The 18,516-nt window shown below is 66.7% G+C and carries 21 protein-coding genes, 2 tRNA genes and 1 pseudogene; 13 read left to right on the top strand and 11 right to left on the bottom strand.

Features of this window, described 5'->3' with window-relative positions; all coding sequences use genetic code 11:
- The first annotated feature begins 12 nt into the window (after positions 1-12).
- The 3 genes from AC1Q7O_RS24980 to AC1Q7O_RS24970 all read left to right on the top strand — a co-directional run bounded on the left by AC1Q7O_RS24980 (position 13) and on the right by AC1Q7O_RS24970 (position 1,446).
- Complete coding sequence (locus tag AC1Q7O_RS24980; protein ID WP_492661720.1) at positions 13-429, top strand: hypothetical protein; 417 nt, start codon at positions 13-15, stop codon at positions 427-429.
- Positions 430-461: 32 nt separating this feature from the next.
- Complete coding sequence (locus AC1Q7O_RS24975) at positions 462-872, top strand: ASCH domain-containing protein (protein ID WP_492661721.1); 411 nt, start codon at positions 462-464, stop codon at positions 870-872.
- Between the two features lie 115 nt (positions 873-987).
- Positions 988-1,446 (top strand): hypothetical protein, encoded by a 459-nt coding sequence (locus AC1Q7O_RS24970; RefSeq protein WP_492661722.1) that lies wholly within the window; start codon positions 988-990, stop codon positions 1,444-1,446.
- A 28-nt stretch (positions 1,447-1,474) separates the two neighbouring features.
- On the opposite strand, the gene AC1Q7O_RS24965 is transcribed toward AC1Q7O_RS24970, so the two are convergent.
- Together AC1Q7O_RS24965 and AC1Q7O_RS24960 are read right to left on the bottom strand one after the other, a co-directional pair.
- Positions 1,475-1,777 (bottom strand): hypothetical protein, encoded by a 303-nt coding sequence (locus tag AC1Q7O_RS24965; RefSeq protein WP_492661723.1) that lies wholly within the window; start codon positions 1,775-1,777, stop codon positions 1,475-1,477.
- Positions 1,778-1,875: 98 nt separating this feature from the next.
- Positions 1,876-2,439, bottom strand: coding sequence for a hypothetical protein (locus AC1Q7O_RS24960; protein ID WP_492661724.1), 564 nt, complete (start codon positions 2,437-2,439; stop codon positions 1,876-1,878).
- Positions 2,440-2,550: 111 nt separating this feature from the next.
- Here AC1Q7O_RS24960 and AC1Q7O_RS24955 point away from each other — a divergent pair, with 111 nt between their 5' ends.
- Positions 2,551-3,273 (top strand): autoinducer binding domain-containing protein, encoded by a 723-nt coding sequence (locus AC1Q7O_RS24955; protein ID WP_492661725.1) that lies wholly within the window; start codon positions 2,551-2,553, stop codon positions 3,271-3,273.
- 182 nt (positions 3,274-3,455) lie between these two features.
- On the opposite strand, the gene AC1Q7O_RS24950 is transcribed toward AC1Q7O_RS24955, so the two are convergent.
- Positions 3,456-4,145 carry a helix-turn-helix transcriptional regulator gene (locus AC1Q7O_RS24950; protein WP_492661726.1) on the bottom strand — a complete coding sequence of 230 codons (690 nt, stop codon included), beginning with the start codon at positions 4,143-4,145 and terminating at the stop codon, positions 3,456-3,458.
- A 192-nt stretch (positions 4,146-4,337) separates the two neighbouring features.
- Here AC1Q7O_RS24950 and AC1Q7O_RS24945 point away from each other — a divergent pair, with 192 nt between their 5' ends.
- The 9 genes and pseudogenes from AC1Q7O_RS24945 to AC1Q7O_RS24905 all read left to right on the top strand — a co-directional run.
- Positions 4,338-4,556, top strand: coding sequence for a hypothetical protein (locus AC1Q7O_RS24945; RefSeq protein WP_492661727.1), 219 nt, complete (start codon positions 4,338-4,340; stop codon positions 4,554-4,556).
- A gap of 55 nt (positions 4,557-4,611) precedes the next feature.
- Positions 4,612-5,592, top strand: coding sequence for a hypothetical protein (locus AC1Q7O_RS24940; RefSeq protein ID WP_492661728.1), 981 nt, complete (start codon positions 4,612-4,614; stop codon positions 5,590-5,592).
- The gene (locus AC1Q7O_RS24935; protein ID WP_492662761.1) at positions 5,592-7,277 is read left to right on the top strand and encodes a hypothetical protein; all 1,686 of its coding nucleotides are present in this window, start codon (positions 5,592-5,594) and stop codon (positions 7,275-7,277) included. Before AC1Q7O_RS24940 ends, AC1Q7O_RS24935 begins: the two co-directional genes overlap by 1 nt.
- Before the next feature lie 11 nt (positions 7,278-7,288).
- The gene (locus AC1Q7O_RS24930) at positions 7,289-7,546 is read left to right on the top strand and encodes a hypothetical protein (RefSeq protein WP_492662760.1); all 258 of its coding nucleotides are present in this window, start codon (positions 7,289-7,291) and stop codon (positions 7,544-7,546) included.
- 10 nt (positions 7,547-7,556) lie between these two features.
- Positions 7,557-8,942, top strand: a complete 1,386-nt coding sequence (locus AC1Q7O_RS24925) for a hypothetical protein (RefSeq protein ID WP_492661731.1) — start codon at positions 7,557-7,559, stop codon at positions 8,940-8,942.
- Entirely contained in the window at positions 8,942-10,021 is a 1,080-nt protein-coding gene (locus AC1Q7O_RS24920) for a hypothetical protein (protein ID WP_492661732.1), read from the top strand. The genes AC1Q7O_RS24925 and AC1Q7O_RS24920 overlap by 1 nt, the downstream gene beginning before the upstream one ends.
- Positions 10,022-10,593: 572 nt before the next feature.
- Complete coding sequence (locus AC1Q7O_RS24915; RefSeq protein ID WP_492661733.1) at positions 10,594-11,646, top strand: tyrosine-type recombinase/integrase; 1,053 nt, start codon at positions 10,594-10,596, stop codon at positions 11,644-11,646.
- Positions 11,647-11,894: 248 nt separating this feature from the next.
- On the top strand, positions 11,895-12,938 hold the full coding sequence (locus tag AC1Q7O_RS24910; protein ID WP_492661734.1) for a hypothetical protein: 1,044 nt from the start codon (positions 11,895-11,897) through the stop codon (positions 12,936-12,938).
- A pseudogene (locus AC1Q7O_RS24905) lies at positions 12,935-13,960 on the top strand (recombinase family protein); the annotation flags it as partial. The gene AC1Q7O_RS24910 and the pseudogene AC1Q7O_RS24905, both read left to right, overlap by 4 nt.
- A 138-nt stretch (positions 13,961-14,098) precedes the next feature.
- Here AC1Q7O_RS24905 and AC1Q7O_RS24900 read toward each other — a convergent pair.
- The 8 genes from AC1Q7O_RS24900 to AC1Q7O_RS24865 form a co-directional block, all read right to left on the bottom strand.
- Positions 14,099-14,467, bottom strand: coding sequence for a hypothetical protein (locus AC1Q7O_RS24900; RefSeq protein ID WP_492661735.1), 369 nt, complete (start codon positions 14,465-14,467; stop codon positions 14,099-14,101).
- 3 nt (positions 14,468-14,470) lie between these two features.
- A tRNA-Asn gene (locus AC1Q7O_RS24895) sits at positions 14,471-14,546 on the bottom strand.
- Positions 14,547-14,613: 67 nt separating this feature from the next.
- Positions 14,614-14,689: transfer RNA gene (locus AC1Q7O_RS24890), tRNA-Asn, on the bottom strand.
- A gap of 33 nt (positions 14,690-14,722) precedes the next feature.
- The gene (locus AC1Q7O_RS24885; protein ID WP_492661736.1) at positions 14,723-16,873 is read right to left on the bottom strand and encodes a TonB-dependent siderophore receptor; all 2,151 of its coding nucleotides are present in this window, start codon (positions 16,871-16,873) and stop codon (positions 14,723-14,725) included.
- Between the two features lie 307 nt (positions 16,874-17,180).
- Positions 17,181-17,390: a DUF7696 family protein gene (locus AC1Q7O_RS24880; RefSeq protein ID WP_492661737.1), complete on the bottom strand. Its 210-nt coding sequence runs from the start codon at positions 17,388-17,390 to the stop codon at positions 17,181-17,183.
- Positions 17,387-17,638: a hypothetical protein gene (locus AC1Q7O_RS24875; protein ID WP_492661738.1), complete on the bottom strand. Its 252-nt coding sequence runs from the start codon at positions 17,636-17,638 to the stop codon at positions 17,387-17,389. Before AC1Q7O_RS24875 ends, AC1Q7O_RS24880 begins: the two co-directional genes overlap by 4 nt.
- A gap of 24 nt (positions 17,639-17,662) precedes the next feature.
- Positions 17,663-17,878 carry a hypothetical protein gene (locus AC1Q7O_RS24870; RefSeq protein WP_492661739.1) on the bottom strand — a complete coding sequence of 72 codons (216 nt, stop codon included), beginning with the start codon at positions 17,876-17,878 and terminating at the stop codon, positions 17,663-17,665.
- 31 nt (positions 17,879-17,909) lie between these two features.
- Positions 17,910-18,506 (bottom strand): hypothetical protein, encoded by a 597-nt coding sequence (locus AC1Q7O_RS24865; RefSeq protein ID WP_492661740.1) that lies wholly within the window; start codon positions 18,504-18,506, stop codon positions 17,910-17,912.
- Positions 18,507-18,516 lie beyond the last annotated feature (10 nt).

The following is an 18,516-nucleotide window of genomic DNA, read 5'->3' as shown; positions in this document are numbered from 1 at the left end:
AGCCTGCACGCCATGCCGATCAAGCCCGAGAACCGCCACCGCTATCCGGCCAACTGGAAGGCCATCAGCACCGCTGTGAAAGAGGCCCAGGGGTGGCGCTGCGCCTTCTGCAAGGTCAAGCACGGTGAGCGCATCTGCCGCGGCACCGGCGAGAACGCGGACACCTTCCAGGACGCCGACGCTTGGGTCTACGACGCCGACACTGGAATGAAGCTGGGCCGGGTGCGCATGAGCGACTACGAGGGCTCGAAGTGGACCACCATCGTGCTGACCACAGCACACCTCGACCACCGGCCTGAGAACTGCAAACGCGCCAACCTCAAGGCGCTGTGCCAGCGGTGCCACCTGCGCTACGACGCCGAGCACCACGCCAAGACGCGCCAGGTCACACGGCGCACTGCCGGCGGCCAGATGGAGCTGCTCTCCTGATCCCATCACCATAGTTCTAACGAGGCAATTGCATGCGCACCCTCAGCATTCGCCAGCCTTGGGCCTGGCTCATCGTCAACGGGCACAAGCTCGTCGAGAACCGCGACTGGAGCACGGAGTTCCGTGGTCGCTTCCTGATCCATGCTGGCGGCCAGATGGTGAGGAGGGACTACTGGGCAACGGTGGATCACCTGAAGGCCGAGCTTGGCATCGAGGTGCCGCACTTCACGTCGCTGGACTTTGGCGGCATCGTTGGTGCAGCGACGCTGGTGGACGTGGTGACCGAGATGGATAACCCGTTCTTCATGGGCCCCTATGGCTTTGTGTTGAAGGACGCACGGCCGCTGCCATTCGTTCCCTACAAGGGCCAGCTGAAGTGGTTCGGCGTGCCGCGGGATGTGGTGATGTCCGGCGTTCAGACCGCTACAGATCCAGCGCCATGACCGCCCCCGCGCCCCCTGACGGTATTGGCGATCACCCGGACCGCTGCCCGTGCGACCGGTGCAAAGGTCTTGAGCCTTGCCCCTTCTGCGAGCGTGTGAAGCTGGACGTGGATTGGTGCTGCAGCTGCCGACGCCTGGTGTTCCTGCAGGGCAGGTTCAGGACGCGCGCCGAGCTGGCGGGCGAAAGCGCTTCGATTCCCTCTGGCGCGGCTGCAAACTGATCGTGGCGGCGGAGCGCGGCCAACTGTGGATGCCGGCCTTCGGCAGGATCGAGGGCGGCCGGTGCGATGGATGGCGCTTCGCGTTCATCCGGTTCGAAGTCTGCATGGAGACGTACGAACTGCTCATCGTCGCCACGTGCACGCCTCCGGCTTGGCCGTTCCCGTCGGTCAAGAGGCTACGCCCCGCCGACTATGAGAGCCTGCTCGGTGTGCCTGGCGATCGAGCGAAGCGACTGCATGCGACCCGACTGGTGCGCGAGGCATATGCGGTCCGTGGTCTGCCGGTGCCCCGATGGGTTCCCGAAGAGGAGCGGCCGCCGAGCTCGCTTGAGGATGACCCGTTGTGGAGCTAGGCGCTCCATTGGGTCCGGCCGTGGAAATTCAGAAGCGATTCAGTGCCGGTTGGGCGGCGATGAACAGCATCGCTTCATCCAGCGTTCGCAGCGTTGGCGTGTCGCTGTCGCGTGCACGCTCCCCTTCTGTGTGAGTAGCGGGTTCCGCGGCCTTCGCTGCCATGGCCAACGCCGCGTCGTACCAATGGGCGCTGAGCAGGCCAAGCGCCTGCGCAATGTGAGTCGCTTCCCATTTGTCGGGCTCGCGCTTCTGGCTGCGGATCTCGTCGAGCAGCGCCTGGAGGTGCTGCACCACGTCGGCTTGGCGCTTGTAAGGGGCTTGGGTTGCCATAGGGGCTCCTGAGTTGAGTGCCCCACACTATGTCGTCTGCATCCGGGGGCAAGGATACGGTCCGCGTCAGCTGTCGTTCGCTATGCGATGCCGCCTTCTCATCGCTTCTGCTTTTGCAGGTCCAGCGCGGCCTTCCCATCCCAAAGCAGCTGGCGCAGCCGAGAGATGCCGGCAACGGGCATCAGCACCATGGCGCGCGGGACGCCAGTCGATACCACCAGCTCGTTCTGATCGAGCACAGAGACCGTGAAGCCGCCACGCGTGCGGTACAGGCCATTGACGTTCCTCAATGCCGTGCCGCCAGGTGTCAACTTGGCGAGGTAGTCGATGCCCTTGATCAAAGCGTCGATTTCGTCGTCGTCCACATAGGCGATGCTGAGCCTGACGGCGCGCCCGGGCTCTTCGATCGTGATCGCCAGGCCGAGCTGCGCCACCTTGGGATTTGCGGTGTCTCGCACTTCCTGTGCCTGTACCTTGATCCGGCCCACGGTCTCGCCACCCATGCCGCCCACGTCGGTGTAGTTGGTGACGAGCAGCAGCCCCGAGCGGGCAGACAAAGCGTCGAGCCTTGAGCCAGCTGAGGAGCGCGCAGAGGCCTCGTCTTGCGCCGGCGCTGTTGCCGACATCGACAGCGCGACTATCAGTGTGGCGATCATCCTCATCGTGCCCCTTGGTACGGTTGTTTCACTGCGTCTTTTGTCGTGCGGAGTATGCGGGTTCCACGTGAACGCGCGGGTAGTAGCGACCCGGGGTGGCCGGTACAGTTCGGCCCCATGCTTTCGTACGAAGATGTGCTGAACATCGGCCTGTCTCCCGACGCTGATGCCTTGCAGGCGCAGCTTGTCGATGCCGCGGCCAAGCTCGGTTTTGGGCTTTCTGCCGGCGCATTGGTGCGGGGGCGGCTGGCGTCGCGCAAGGCGGCGGTGCATTCCTTTGGCAACCCGCCAGCGGCGTTCGTGGAAGCCTCCCGATCGCTGGACGATGGGCTGCAGGATCCGCTGCTGACTGCGATGCTCGCAGGCCCCGACTGCTACACCTACGACCAGGCGTTCTATGTCCGCGCCGGTGCGGGGTTGCTGTGGGAGCACCAGGCGCCGTTCGGTTACCGGCGCGGCATGGCGGTTTCACTGCACGAGCGCTCTCATGCCGAGGTGTTCTTCTTCGGGGTCGATGGCCCAGATGCTTTGCCTGTCCAGCCGGCCGCCCGGGCGTCGCTGGAGGGGCAGCTCCGGCTCCTGTCCCTGCATGCTCACGAGGCCGCCAAGCGGCTCTGGACGCCGGCGCCGTCCGTCGATCTGAACGCTGTGGGCGCGGACGAGGTGGAGGCGCTGCGTTGGGCCGCGGACGCTGTGTCGGTGTGGCACACGCGGGGCGTGGCTGTCATTTCCCATCCAGGACGTGAGGACAGCGAACGGCGCGCGGTTCGAAAGCTGGGAGCCTCGTCGCGTTCCCAGGCGGTCCTTCGCGCCATCGAGGGCGGGTTGATCGATCGTTGAGGACGTCCAGCGGAAGCTGGAAGAGTTTCCAGGGTGCCGCTACCTGGAAGGATTACCTAGGTATGCCACAGTGACCGGCGGCCAATTCCGGCCGTGTCCACTGACCTTTGGAGTCCCTCATGAGCGTGTTTATCGACGTCATTTACGAGCTGCTCGGCGTTCCCCGTACCGGCGGCAAGTAGTCAGCCGGTGGCCTCTTCGACGCCGCCTGCCGGAGGCCGTAGCCAACCCTGGCGGACGGCTTCGTAGGCTGCCGCCATGCTGGTGCGGGCTGCCGTGCGCTTGCGGGCGCTTTGCAGGTGGTGCTCGACGGTGCGATGGCTGATGCCCAGCTGGAGCGCCGTCTGTTTGCTGGAGAGGCCCAGCAGGGCCTGCTCCAGGCAGGCGAGTTCTTGTTGGCTGAACGGACTCGCCTGCGTCTGCAGCGTGGCCAGCGATTCGATGCACAGGTTGGCGTCGACGAGCAGCTGACCCATGGTGTGGATGAGCCGGGAGGTGTCCAGATCTGCCGAGGGCTGGCCGTAGCACAGGACGATGCCCCCTCGGCGATTGCGCGCCAGGGCCGCAACGCCGCTCATGTAGCCTGGCAGCTCAAGGCCGATGTGCTGGTGCCGGCCGAAATGCACGGGAAGTGGGCTGCGGCGCAGCCGCTCAAGCAGGCGGCCGATGCTCCAGTGGCTCGCGGTCTTGACGTCATCAACAGCCTCGGGAGGGGCGTTGTGGTGCAGCTGCAGCACGCGGGTCAGATCGTCGTCGCTGTACTGGATGGCCAAAAAGTGGCGCAGCCCAGCTGATTGGCAGGAGTGCGTCAGCTCGGCGCAGAACTCATCTGTGTTGGCCGCGGAGGCCAGTTTGGGGGCGTAGGTGGCCATGGGGCTGGTAGGAATACTTGGGCAATCGGCGCCGTTGCTAACGGCCAGGTGCCTGAAGACACTACGGCTGAGCGCCGCGCCGATGTTAGGAGGGCAACCGGGTGAGAACAGGTGGGTTCTTCATCCGGTATGCCATCGGTTTGCGGGGGGTGGTACAGACCTGGAGGTAGCCGTGCATAGAGCGGCCAGCGCATGAGTTCGAGACCTTGTTTGGTGCCGGCGCTGCCGGTGGATGGGCTGGATGACCTGGCGCAGGCGCTCTGTGCTGCACAGGACATGCTGACCGGCGTGGACACGCTCCTGATGGCCGATGACACAGCGGCGGCCCGCCGCAGTGCGCGGGCGCTGCTCGGCTTGGCGGTGGACATGGTGGCGCAGGCTGGCGAGCTGGCGAGGGCGATGCAGCGGTAGGCCTTCCCGGCATTCCGGACTGCCAATGTCCGGGGGGCTTGCGTAGTGTGGCGGGATGGCCCGCAAAACCCGTGATTGGCGCGACGAACTGGACCGCGTGAGCTTCCGCTGCGGCTTGTGCCGCAGTGCGTTCTCGGCGAAGCCTGAGGTGGTGGAGCCTGCGCCGGAGGAGGAACACCACCCCTGGCGCTACTTCGCGACGTGCCTGACATGCGGCATCGCGAATCAGCCTCAGGCAGCGTGGGAGCGCAGCCTGCTGAAGGCGCACCAGATGTCGACGGGGCCCCGCACCCCGGACGGACTGGCGGCGGCCGCGGCGAACCTGGAAGGTCACCCAACGCCCGAGGAGGCGTTGCGCACGCGATTCAACGCCATGAAGCACGGGCTGAATGCGCGGGTGGCGACCTACTTCCCGGCGCGCCCAGACCGCTACGCGTTCTGCAAGCAGTGCGACGTCGACCGAGACTGGTGCGGTGAGCAGCCGGCGTGCGTGAAGCAGACGGAGCTGTTCATGCTGCACTCCGCCGCCTTCGAGCAGCGCAACCCGAAGGTGTTGGGCCGGCTGCATGGCGACTTGCACGCTGCCCTGGTGGCTTGCCTGCAGATGTGCGTGCAGGAGGTGCTGGGCACGGGCGCCGTGATCAGGACGCCGAAGCTGGAACTGCGGGCCGATGCCGATGGCAACATGGTCAACGAGGTGGTGACGTACTACGACCACCAAGGGGTACTGCGCACGATCTACGACGTGGCGGCGAACCCGGCGTTCAAGCCGATCGCGGACCTGGTGACGCGGCTGGGCCTGAGCCTGGCCGACCTGGGCATGACCATCAAGGCGAACGAGGATGAGCAGGAGCAGCTGCGCGGCCGCCTGGGCGGCGCGGCGCGTGCGCCGGAGGCGCTGGAGGACTTCAGCCGGCGCACGGCGGCGGTGCTGGAGAAGCTGCCCGGGGTGATGGCTGCGGCGAAGGCGGCAGCTGACAACGACCCGGTGCTTGTGGCCCACCAGCGCGCACATGGCGGCGACGGGGGCAGCTGATGCGGGTCAGCGCGGCCGAACGGGTCAAGCATGCCTCGGTGGCCGAAGAGGAAATCATGAAGTTCGCGCGGCCGGACCCCGCCACTGGGGTGCGGCCGCACGCGCTGTGGCACAAGCACGTGCACAACGTGGAGCTGGACCCGGTGCAGATCCTGAAGATGCACGAGATGGACCTGCACCCGAACACCATCGACTTCAGCTGCCGGCGCACGGGGAAGACGGCGGTGAAGGAGATGTACAACCTGGAGCGTGTGGCCACCGAGGCGCACCAGGACTGCGGGATCGTGGCTCCGCGGCAGCAGCAGGCCCAGAACAACCTGGACTACATGTTGGAGGCCATCAGGCGCAGCCCGATGCTGAGCGCCTTCATCAACTACAAGCAGGGCCGCCCGCAGCTGGCGGACACGGGCTTCCAGTTCGCGAACCTGAGCGGCGCGAACTGCTACGGGATCATGAGCCAGATCGACGGGGACTCGCTGACCATCGCGAGCCTCGAGGAGACGGACGACATGCCGCAGGAGCGGCTGATGAGCCGGCTGCTGCCGATGCTGGGCGCGGCCCGGCGGCTCGGGGTGGATGCGGGCACCGCGCGCTTCAAGCCGGAAGTGCGCGTGACGGGCGTCTACAAGGGCGCGGGCGTGGTGCAGGGCCTGATCGACTCTGGCGAGTACCACACGCTGCCCATTGTGGACGTGCACTTGGGCATGGCGCTTGGCGCGGTGGACGCGGACTGGGCCAAGAGCATGCAGGTTCAGCTGCCCGAGGACGAGTACATCCGGCAGTTCCTGTGCCGCAACATTCAGGCGCGCAACTGGATCTGGGAGCAGCACATCCGCCGCGCGCCGGCGCTGGGGCTGGAGGCGGGCCTGCAGCGTGCGATGCCGCTTCCTGGCGCTCGCTACAAGCGGCGCGGGCTGCTGAGCTTCGGCTACGACCACACGGGGCACGGTGAGCGGCCGGAGGCGTCGAAGAGCGCGCTGGTGGTGTGCGAGCAGATTGGCAACTGGGTGACGTTCCCCTTCGTCTACCAGTGGGGCGCGGGCGTGGACGACTCGGCGATCCGCCGCGACCTGGTGAGCTTCTGGGACTACTTCCGGCCGGACTACGCCATCGGTGACGCGTTCGGCGTTGGCATGCTGACAGGGCTGAATGACGACCTGTTCAGCAAGGGGCTGACGCACATCAACCGCGAGGCGGTGGCGGACGGGCAGAGCACGGCCACGGCCTGGGCCGGCTGGGCGTTCGCGCCGCTGCGCTTCGACGGCATGACGAAGCACGTGATGGCGAGCGCGCTGCGCGAGGTGTTCCACCACGGCCGCGCGGCGATGCCCTACGTGGACTCGCTGGCCGATGGCGAGGACGCGACCTGGAAGGCGTTTCTGCGGCAGCTCGGGAACATCCGCGGCGAGCCGACGAAGGCCGGGTACAGCAGCTTCAAGATGGTCGATACCAAGTTCGGTGACGACTTCTTCGATGCAGCTTGTGCCGGCGTGTACGCGCTGATCACGCGCGGGCAGGCCGATGCGCCGACTTTGGTGCAGACGCGGCGCATGGGCCGCGAGGGGCTGCTGGCGGGGGTGCCGCTGGCGCTGAATCGCCAGGGCGTTGGATTCATGGATTGGGTGCGCAGCTTGGCCGGTGGCTGGGCGCCGCAGCCGGGCGGCCAGGTGCTGGTGTGCCAATGAAGGAGATTGCGATGAACTGCTTCAAGCTGGGCTGCACATGCGTGGCAACAAAGAGGCCGGTCTTGAGCTTCAAGGCCACCGGCTTCCCTTGGGCACCGCGTGCGAAAGCCGAACCGCAGGTTGGCGTGTGCGACTTGCATGCCACCCCCGACCCCGACGAGTGGATCACGGACGCCGGATGGGCGCAGATCTGCCTGGCGCTGCGCGGTGCGGGCAAGGCCGCACCGGACCGCAAGACGCTGCGCGTCGAGTACTTGACGATCAACTGAGGAGCGCGCGATGAACTACCTGCGCAACCTGGCCGCCGCCGGCGGCGATTTCATGCGGGCCGCGCTGGCGCCGCTGGTGGGCCGTCCGCCCATGGAGCGCGGGGTTCGGCTGCCAGCCGACCAGGCGCTGATGAGGATGTACCGGCAGTTCGCGTTCAGCACCGAGGTGCGCGACAAGATCGTGGTGATCCGGGAGATGGAGGAGCGTGACGGCCGAGTGCGCAAGATCCACGGCCGCGTGTGCCGCGACACGGTGCGGGGAGGGCTGGTGATGCAGTTCCCGGACACGGGCTCAAGCACGCTGCGCAAGGAATGGGAGGGCTTCACGCGCCGGCTGATGCTGGACCGCGCGCCCAAGCTGCACAGCGATGCCCGCGGGCTGGTGGCCGAGGGGAACCTGGCGCTACAGATGGTGCTGAGCCCCGACCAGACGCAGATTGACGCGGCGGTGCGTATGCCGGCAGAGACGATCATCCCGATGGTGGACGACTCGGGCCGCTTCGCCGACGTGACGAAGGCCTACGAGCAGCGCAGCACGGTGACCGGCGAGGTGCAGGCCACCTTCGCGGCCTGGCAGCTGCAGTTGGCGCGCTACGACCCGATCAACTTCGATGACCTGGGCGCGATGGGGCGGCCGTTCCTGAGCAGCGCCGTGGAGAAGTGGCGCATGCTGGTGATGACCGAGGAGGACCTGGTGATCCGCCGCCGCCAGCGGGCGCCGCTGCGGCTCTCTCACGTTCTGGAGGGTGCTGACGAGCACGCGCTGCAGGACTACCGGAAGCAGATCGAGGGCGAGAAGGGCGAGATCACCACCGACTTCTACGCCAACAAGAAGGGCGGCGTGACTGCGATCCAGGGGGACGCGAACCTGGAGCAGATCGCGGACGTGGTGCACCTGCTGGACAGCTTCTTCGCCGGCACCGGTGTGCCGAAGGGGCTGGCGGGCTTCACGGATGGGCTGGCGCGCGATGTGCTCGAGGACCTGAAGCGCGACTACTTCGAGGAGGTCGACTTCATCCAGGACTCGTTGGCGGGTGAGTACGAGATGGCGTTCCGGCTGCACCTGCTGTTCAAGGGCATCGTGGCGGGGCCGGATGAGTTCCTGCTGCGTATGGCGACCCGCCGCACAGAGACGCCCAACCAAGTGGCCGACCTGGGGATGAAACTGCTGGCGGTTGGCCTGCCTCATCCCATGGTGTGGGAGGAGATGGGCTATGACCCGGCGAAGGTGATCGAGGCACGCGAGGCCTGGGCGGCTGAAGGCGACCCGTACCCGGCCGCCGCCGGCGCCCCCGGTGCGCCGGCCGTGAAGGTGACGCCCGGCAACGCGCCCAAGGGCGAGAGCGCCACCAACGTGGGAGTGCCTGGCAGCAACGGCGGCAAGGGGCGCGGCTGATGGCAGAGCGCCAGGCGATCGCCTCAGCGATCAAGCGGGCCAGCAATGCGGCCCAAGCCGCCATGCGTGAGCTGGACGAGCAGACGGCCGCGGAGCTGGCCTCGGCTTACGAGGCCGCGGCTGAGCAGATCCGCGCCGCGATCGCGCAGGCTGCGCAGGGGCAGGGAACCGTGCACGTTGGCGCCCTGCAGGGCCTGCTGGCTCAGGTGACGGCGGTACTGGATGCGCTGGGTACGCGCCGGCGTGACGTCATCCTGGCAGCCGTGGACGAGGCCGCTGTGCTGGGTGTGGAGCCGCTGGCGGCGGTGTACGAGGTGCTGGGCGGCGTGCCGGCTGGTGGCGAGGCGCCTCAGCTGTTCGCCACGCGCACCGCGGAGTTCGTGCGGCAGTTCGCCGACGTCGACGGGCTGACGCTTTCGGACCGCCTGTGGCGCGTGGGGCGTACCACGCGGGATGCGGTGACCTCGGTCATCGAGCAGGCCGTGGTGCGCGGATGGAGCGCGGACCAGGCGGCGCTGCAGCTCATCACGCAGGGCCGCCCCGTACCGCCGTCGACAGCTGCTGCGCAGAGGGCGGCGGCGGTCGACGAGGTGATGAAGGCGGCAGACCTGCTGCAGGCACCCGCTGGCACCCCGCTGGCCAGCGCGCAGCGCGTGGCGCGCACGGAGCTGAACAGGGCCCACGGCGAGGGCTACATGGCGAGCATGGCGGCGGTGCCTGGCTTGGTGGGATTCCGGTTCCTGCTGTCCCCCCGGCACCCCCGACCGGATATCTGCGATCTGCTGGCCAGGCAGAACCTGCACGGCCTGGGCTCGGGCGTGTACCCGGACCGCAAGAGCTGCCCATGGCCGGCGCACCCGAACACGCTCAGCTTCGTCGTGGCCGTGCTGGATGACCAGGTGAGCGATGCGGACCGGGCCGGCCAGGAGACGACGCTGCAGGCGCTGGACCGGCTGACGCCGGAGATCCGCGCCGGCGTGTTGGGGCCCACGAAGGCAAGCTACTTCGACCGCGGGCTGTTGACCACCGGGATGGTGCGGTCGACGGTGGGCGCCGTACAGCGCCGTCTCGGGCGCTGAGCCCGGACATGCCCTAGGGCGGCAGCAAGGTCGCCACCCCATCACTGCGCCTTTGCTGGCCTATAGGGCGCCGGCACGCCTTCCTGACAGGCATCCCCCCCGCACCCCCCAATGACGTTGACCCGGCGCCGGCCGGCATTGAGGACGAGGGGGGCGGCCGACCATGCAAAACGGCTGAACAAGACACGGAGAGGCGCAAATCGCCGTGGTTTGATGGACGGGAATAGGCTCTCTCTATTCCTCTCCTATGGAGCGCTCCGCTGTTGCCTATTTTTTAATCCATGGATCGAGCGTGAATTTCCACGGATTGATTTATTTATTCCACGATATGCATTTTCTGCATTTGGGTCGTTCTTTTTATCTATCTCTTTGATTTATATAGAAAAGAGAGAGAAAGAAGGACCACGGAAGAGGGTTTGGCATCCACGGGTATGGAATTGGTGTCAGTTTTGTAACCACGGGTCGTGAGCCGTTCCATGGGTTGATCCGTGGATTTGGAATCGGCCGCAAACCCGCATGAATACTGGGTTCTCATGGTCATAAAATGCACTGCCCACGGTTCCATGGGTTGAATGTCTGATGCCCCCCGCCGTGGACTCGAAAAGGGGTTCTCGATGGCTCATGAATCTGATGCCGAGGTGATCGATGGTTTCCTGACGCACCTGCTGGCTGGTCGCGGAAGGAGCGCGCGGACGATTCAGGCCTACAGGGCGTGCCTCGCGCGGCTGCAGGAGTTCCTGGAGGGGCGGCCGCTGTTGGAAGTGGAGCCCGTCGAGCTGGAGGCGTGGGCCGGCATCTGGCTGCACAAGCGGGGCGTGATCGCCCGTAGCCGCCGGCAGTACATCTCGGCGGCGCGTGGCTTTTTCCACTGGGCCAACCGTCGTGGCCTGGTCAGGAAGTCGCCCGCCGCTGACCTGCTTCACCCGAAAACGGCGAAGCCGCTGCCAGAGGTCACCAGCCTGGCCAGCGCAGAGAAGCTGATGTGGGCGCCTGATCTGGGCACGTTCCTGGGTATGAGGGACGCGGCCATGCTGTCGTTGTTGATCGGCTGTGGCCTGCGGGTCTCAGGCCTCACTGGCCTCAACGTGGAGGACTTGCGCAATGGCGACGTCGACGGCAAGCCGAGGCTGATCGTTCGCGTCACCGAGAAGGGCGAGAAGACGCGCATCCTGCCCGTGCCGCGCGAGGCCGAGATGCTGCTTCGGGTGTACCTCGACCACGAAGAGCTCCGCAGCTACGACCGCCAGGTCAAGGTCGGGAGCGACGTGCGCACGGTGTTGTTCGTCAACGCCAGGAACACCCGCTGCAAGCCGGAGGACTGGCACGGCGAGGCAGTGAGGATCTCGCGCAAGAGTGTGTGGCGAATGATCCAGCGCTACGGTGAGGCGGCCGGCGTCCCGAAGCACGAGCTGCACCCGCACGCTTTGCGCCACCTGTTCGGCACGGAGCTGTCCGAGGATGGCGTGGACCTGATCCTGCGGCAGCAGCTGCTGGGGCACGTCGACCCGAAGACCACGGCCATCTACGACTCACTGGCCTCGCGCCGACAGACGGCCACCATCGACAAGTCTGGGCCGCTGGCAAAGATCAAGACCCCCGTCACCGAAGTGCTGCGCCGCCTGTAGGCGCCAGCCATCAATCGACCCGTGCCCCGATCCCTCATGAGGACACAACGCCTATCCCGTCACCATCGTCGAAGGGCATATAGCCAGGAAACATCGATGACGCCGAACGATTGCGCGCGTGGTGCAAATCTGTAACAGGAACGGGCTAACTCATTTATGACGACACAAATTTGCGGGCATGCCCACTGCGCACTCTGTTGGAAGACGCAGTGGCGTGGCATGGCCGCATCCATGAGCGAGGTGGAGCGATGAGCGAGCAAACGCGCAGTGGTGACGATGCAGGCGGCAACCTGACCCTGTGGCCGGCTGACGACGACCGGCCGGGCCGGGCGGCCGCCCCCCCAGAACAGGGGGGGGTGGGGGCTCGGCAGGCCCCCCGGCGGCGCCTGGAGGGGGGAGGTGGGTACCTGGATGGCCGCACCCCGCCAAAAGTTCCGGGGCCGCGGTTCGATGGCTCGCTGTCGCTCGCAGATCCGCTCATGCTCGAGCTCTCGGAGATCGGCCTGTCCGCGATGTGGCTCGGTGTCGCCCAGTTCCTCGGCTACGACCGCTTCCTGGCCCTCTGGCGGCAGTTGTCGGCGGAGCCCAAGGCGCTGACCTACGACGGGCAGATATTCGTCACCCTGCGCGATTTCGCCAGCTACGAGCGCTACCAGCGAGACCTGTACATCCGCGCACTGAAGGAGGCCGGGCTGCCTGCTTCGGTGATCTGGTCGACGATGCGAGCCCATCTCGGGGACGCTCGATCGCAGGACAACGTTCGAAGCATCATGTCGGAGAGCTGGGCCGAGTCGCACATGGCGGCTCGTAGTGCGCCGCGGGTCAGCTCGCTGGTGGCCTCGAAGATTCACGAGGTGGCCAGCTCGGGCAGCGACCTCTTCCCTCGCGAGTTGGAGCACGCGTTGCTCGCTGACGCCTGCCTGAAGCCGGCCAAGCCGGCCAGGTCTGAAGCGGAAACCCCGAGAGACCCTCGCATCGGCGAGCTGATCGACATCGGCATGCCGCAGTTGTGGCTCGACGTGGCTCATCTCGTCGGCTACGACGACTTCGTGGCGCTGTGGGCCGCCTGGTCAGCTGAGCCATCGCTGCGCGGCCCGCGCAACGCCATCCACCTGCGGCTGCGGACCATTAGGTCGTTCGAGAAGTACCAGCGCAACCGCTACATCGAAACCCTCGTGGCCTCAGGCCTGAAGCCACGCCAGATCTACACCATGCTGCAGAGCGAACTGGGTGAAAAAATGTCCTTCCGCAATTTGATGCGCCTCTTCAATGCCGGTAGGGTGGGGCGATGAAGCGCGCCGTCGTCTACGCCCGTGTCAGCACCGAGCGCCAGGCCGACGAGGGCCTGTCCATCGAAAGCCAGATCGATGCCTGTGAACGGCGCGCGCAGGCCCTGAATGCGGCCGTGGTGGCCGTCTACCGGGACGAGGGCATCAGCGGTACTACCGACGCCCGCCCGGGATTCCGGGCGGCGATCAACCGCTGCGCGCTGCGCGACGTTGACTACCTGATCTGCTGGAGCAGCAGCCGCTTCGCTCGGGACCAGCACGACGCCATCACCTACAAGCGCGAGCTGCAGGCCTGCGGCACGCGCCTGGTGTACGCCCAGTCGGACGTCGACATCAACACGCATGAGGGCTGGCTGCTGGACAGCATGCAGCAGGTCATCGACGAGAACTACAGCCGCCAGGTCAGCCGCGACACCAAGCGCTCGATGATGAGCGCTGCGGCCGATGGCTTCTGGATGGGCGGCCGTGTCCCCTACGGATTCCGCGCAGTGCCGGCCTCGGATGGCCGGCGCCGCCGGCTGGCGCCCGATGAGTACGAGGCGGCGGTGGTGCGGCAGATCTTCGGATGGGCGGCTGACGGCGCTGGATCCCTTCTGATCGCGACGCGGCTCAACGAGCTGGGCGTCACACTCAACGGCAGGCCCTGGCGCAAAGCGGCCGTGCTTTACCTACTGAAAAGCGAGGCCTACATGGGGATGGTGATCTTCAACCGTTTTGACCGGAAGACCCGCAAGGAAAAGCCGGCCGGTGAGTGGGTGCGCGTGCAGGCTCACGAGGGCATCGTCACCGCGGAGGTGTTCGAGAAGGTGCAGTCCGCCATGGGGAATCGTGCGCCCAGGGCAGAGAAGGGCTCCAGCGTCAGCCAGCATGTGTTCACGGGGTTGCTCCGCTGCGGGCGCTGCGATGGCTCGCTGAAGATCCGCACGGGCAAAGGCCGCGGCGGCATCATGTACAGCTACTACGGCTGTCACAACGACCTGCAGGGCGTGCGCTGCGGTCTGCCGGCTTTCCGTGCCGACACGTTCGACGCGTGGATGACCCAGCAGCTGCTCGACAACGTGCTGACGGTGGAGGTGATCCAGGGCGTGCTTGATCGCCTCGACGACGCGACTAGTGACTGGGTGAAGGACCGCGCCCGCAGGCGCACCGCGCTGCTGCTGGAACTACGTGGCGCCGAGGGCCGGCGGCGCAAGTTGTTCGAAGTGCTCGAGGAAGGCGGCAAGGACGCACCAGGCATCAAGGAACTGGGGCCCCGGCTGCGCGAGCTCAACTTGCAGATCGACAAGCTGGAGCGGGCGATGACGGCCCTGGAGGCAGAACCCGAGCCCAACGTGGGGCCGCTGACCATCACGGCAGAAGAGGCCGCGGAGATCTTCCGCAACATCATCACGGCCAGCGACGACCCGAAAAAAAGAAGAGCCGTCTTGGCAACGATCACTGAACGGATCGTCATCAATGACGGCTCTGTCGATGTTCACTACAAGCCGGATTGCCTCGTCAGCAATGACGGGCAACCGGTTCGCAGTGAGCATTGTTGGCTCCCCGACCTGGGCTCGAACCAGGGACCTACGGATTAACAGTCCGGCGCTCTACCGACTGAGCTATCGAGGAATGGATTTGTATGTCGGCATGACAAGCGGTTGCGTCATGCGTCTTGGCATCTTGCGATGCAATTCTGTGGCTCCCCGACCTGGGCTCGAACCAGGGACCTACGGATTAACAGTCCGGCGCTCTACCGACTGAGCTATCGAGGAACAGAGCCCACGACTATAGCAGTTTTTTGGCGGTCAGAGTCGAACTTCGAGGCTTGCGCGGAAAGTTCTCGTTTCGAGCGGGTAGAGGTAGCTGTGATCGAACTGCCACGGCGACTCGCGCCAGGCGCGCTTGTTGGCCAGGTTGTCCACCGCGGCACGCCAGATCCAGGTCTGGCCGCCCAGCAGCTGCGTGTAGCGCAGGCTCGCGTCGGCCACGGTCCAGGCGGGCACGGTGACGCTGTTGTCGGGCGTCGCGAAGCGGTGGCCCTCGTGGCGCAGGCCGGCTTGCAGCTGCAGGCCGGGCAGCAGGTCCTGGCGCACGTGCAGCTTGATCGTCGTCTCCGGCACGTTGGCGGGGCGCAGGCCGTTGAGCGCGGTGTCGGCACTGCCGTGGCGGCGGGCCTGCAGGCGCATGGCGCTGGCGAACACGCCGCCGCCGCTCCACTTGAGGTCGGCGCTGGCCTCGACGCCGCGGTGGCGGGCCTGGCCGTCGGCGCGGCGCTCGCAGCTGTCGTTGGCGCTGCACTCGGTGAAGCCGGGCAGCACGACGTCGCGCCAGGCGGGGCGGTGAATGTCGAACAGTGTCAGCGAGCCTTCGACGCGCTGCGTGCCGGTCTTCAGGCCGATCTCGGTCTGGCGGCTCTTCAGCGCGGGCAGGGCCTGGCCGCGGTTCTTGAAGCGTGCGCGGTTGGGCGCGACTTCGCTCTCGATGCCCTGGCCCCAGCTGGCGTAGACCAGCCAGTCGCTGGCGATGGCGTGGCTGACGGCGACCCATGGCGTCGTGACGCCCTGCGAGTAGTCCGTCGCGCGCGAGCCGTCGGTGCGCACGCTCTCACGGTGCAGGCGGGAGTGGCGCAGCCCAAGCCAGGCGCTGGTGTCGGCGCCCAGCACCACGCGGTCGCGCAGGTAGAGCTCGTTGCTGCGCTCGTCGCGGTTGGTGTTCTCTCCGGTCAGCGCGGGGCTGGGCGCGGTGACGACGTTGCCGCTGAGGTTGCCGATGCCGGTGAAGTTGTAGGCCTGGCGCTGGAAGCGGCTCTTGAACTGGCTGCTCAGGCCGCCCACGGTCAAATCATGACGCAGGCCGGCCAGCTGCACGGGGCCGCTGGCGGAGATGTCGAGCGACGTCGTGTCGCGGTGCTCGTTCTCGCTGCGGAAGTCGTAGAGGTCGAAGCGGCCGTCAGGGCCGAAGCGGTCGCAGTAGTAGGCGCCGGAGAAGTCGCTGTTCTCGTTGCAGTCCAGGCCGAACGCGAAGGCGTTGCGGTCATCCGTGCGCAGGCGCTGCACGCCCAGGTGGGCCTGGGCGCGCCAGTCGCCGCCCAGCTTTTGCTGCACGCGCAGCGAGGCATGGGTGTTGTCGAAGACGACGGGCAGCGTCCAGGGCTGGTTGTTGAGGTTCAGTCGCGGGTCGATGGCCTTCGCGTCGGGCAGCTTGTCGCCCAGCAGGCTGAAGCCATCCTGGCTGGGCTGGCTCTGGCGGTTGAACTCGATCTCGGCTTCGACGAGTGTGCCGGCGCTGACGCGCCAGTCGGCCGCCACCGCCGCGGTGTGCGAGCGACCGCGGGCGTTGTTGACCTGCGGGTCCAGGTGGGCGGCAGCGAGGTTCAGGCGCAGGCCGAACTCACGCTGGCTGCCGAAGCGTTGCGAGTTGTCGACGCTCGCGGCCACCGTGCCGCCCTGGACGACGTTGAGCATCAGCGCCGTGCCGTCCTCGGCCAGCGGGCGCTTGACGACGAAGTTGACGAGGCCGGCCGGCGAGCTGGTGCCGGCCTGCATGCCGGAGCTGCCCTTGAGCACTTCGATGGCCGACTTGTTTACCAGCGACAGGGCCGTCTCGCCGCTGATGGGCAGGCCGTCGCGGCGCAGGTTGAAGCGGTTGTCGAGGTCGAAGCCGCGGACCTTGAGCTGCGACCAGTAGCCGACGGCGTTGTAGGCGTCGGAGACCGAGGCGTCCAGCTTGGTGATGCCCGACAGCTGGGTGATGCCCAGGTCTTCCAGCCGTTCGGCGGAGAGGCTCAGCGCCTGCATGGGCAGCCGGGCCGGCGCCTCGTTGAAGCCGGACAGGCTGGGCACGGCCTCGACGGACTTGCCGGTCACGCTGACTTGCGGCAGCGACTGCGCGGAGGCGGCGCCGGCGGCCAGCAGGGCGGCGGCGGTGGCGATGTGGGAAAGAGTAGGTCTTGCCATCGGAATGCGAAGCGATGGCAGGTCGGCAAACACTGAAGACGCCAGGCCCCCGGGAGACGAAACAGGATGGGGACTGCGATTCGGCTGCTTCCCTGCGCGAGGATTACCTCGGGCTCGCCAACTAAACTCGGCAAGCCTCGGCGCGCGCCCTTGCGGGCTTGCGTCGGATCAGGTTCAAAGGGACTGTCTCAGTCGGCCGAAGCCAACACCCCTAGCGAATGCCGCCGGTCAGGCCGACGACGGCGCGCAGTGTAGCGCTGCAATAAAAAAGCCCGCTGGTGCGGGCTCGGTGTGGTGCGGGTTGCGTTCAGGCTTTGCCCACTCGGTGGGTCAGCGCCTCTAGCGTTCTCATCGCCTCAGCGCCCCGCTTCTGGCCCACCTGGGATAGGTAGTCGGAGCGTGCCGCGCCGTCCATCTTGGCCACATGCCTGGCCTCGCATTCGTGGCGCCACTCCTCGCTGGCGGAATCGACCTCGCGGCCATCGAGCAGCCTCACCATGTTGCCGGACTTCATCATGGGGTGATTGTGCAGGCGTCTGCACGCCGTTCAGCTGCGGTCTGCAGCTTGCCCACTAGGTCCGGGTGCAGCACCAGGGAGCCATCGGCGAGCTGGTAGCACCCTGGCGTTGTCCACTGGTGTTTGCGCACTCTGTAGCCACGGCGGCGCTTCCTGATGGCGCATCGTTCGATGCGGTATTCGGTGTGCTGTTGCAGCGCGAGCGGACTGGTGACGAAGCGCACGCCGAGGAAATTGCTGATGTTCATGTGCGAGTTCGGAGGGTGGGAGGGTCAGCGGTTGGGTTTTTCGGCTAGGCCGCGCCAAGGCTCGCGCTGCAGGTCCGAGTCAACTTCTTGGGTGGCCGCCACATCGGGTGTGCTCCCGGGAAACTTCCAGCGGCCCAGGTGGAAGCGTGAGTAGCAAAGCCCCCAGCTGCGGTGCTTGCGTTCGTAAACGCCATCGCGCGCGGGCTGGGTCTTGCCGCTGAACCAAGGTGTCGTTTTCATCGTGGGTACCTACAGTCGAAGGGCGGGAACGTCAGGCCGGCAGGCTGGCGCGCAGGGCTTTCACCCAGGCCGACCGGCCGTCGGTGCGCTGCACTTCCTCGGCGTGGTTCTGCTCGTGGTACGTGATGTCGCGCTGCAAATCCGCCAGGCGCTTTGCGGCCCACTGCTCGCCGGTCAGCCGGGCCGTCGGCGTCAAGTAGTAGGTCTCGTCACAGTCGAAATCGATGCTCTCGACGATCTGCTTGCGCATGAAGTCCCGCAGGCCGACGTGTTCGGCGGTGGGCGGAGTCCAGGCGTCGACCTGGGCCAGCATGCCCTCGTAAGCCTTGCGCTGGGCGCGCATCTCTTCCAGGCGCATCAGGCGACGCGTCTCGGCGTCATCCCAGGCTTTCGCGGCCTGCTGTTCGCGCTGAGACGGCGTCAGGGCGTGGAAGCTGACCAGCTCGCCGCGCATCTTTTCGGCGTGCTCGGCGTGGTAGTTGCTGACCTCGAACTGCTCCGGGATCTTGTCGCCGCCGGCCGGCTCATCGCGCAGCATGATGCAGGCGCCGAACGCGCGGGCGCAGTTCAGGGCGAAGGTGTTGAAGGTGATGCCGTCTTTGATGTCGGCGGTGTATCCGGTGGGCATGGTTGTCCTT

It is taken from the genome of Roseateles sp. GW823-FHT07B05, assembly GCF_058794515.1.
This window is presented reverse-complemented; position numbering and strand designations above follow the sequence as displayed.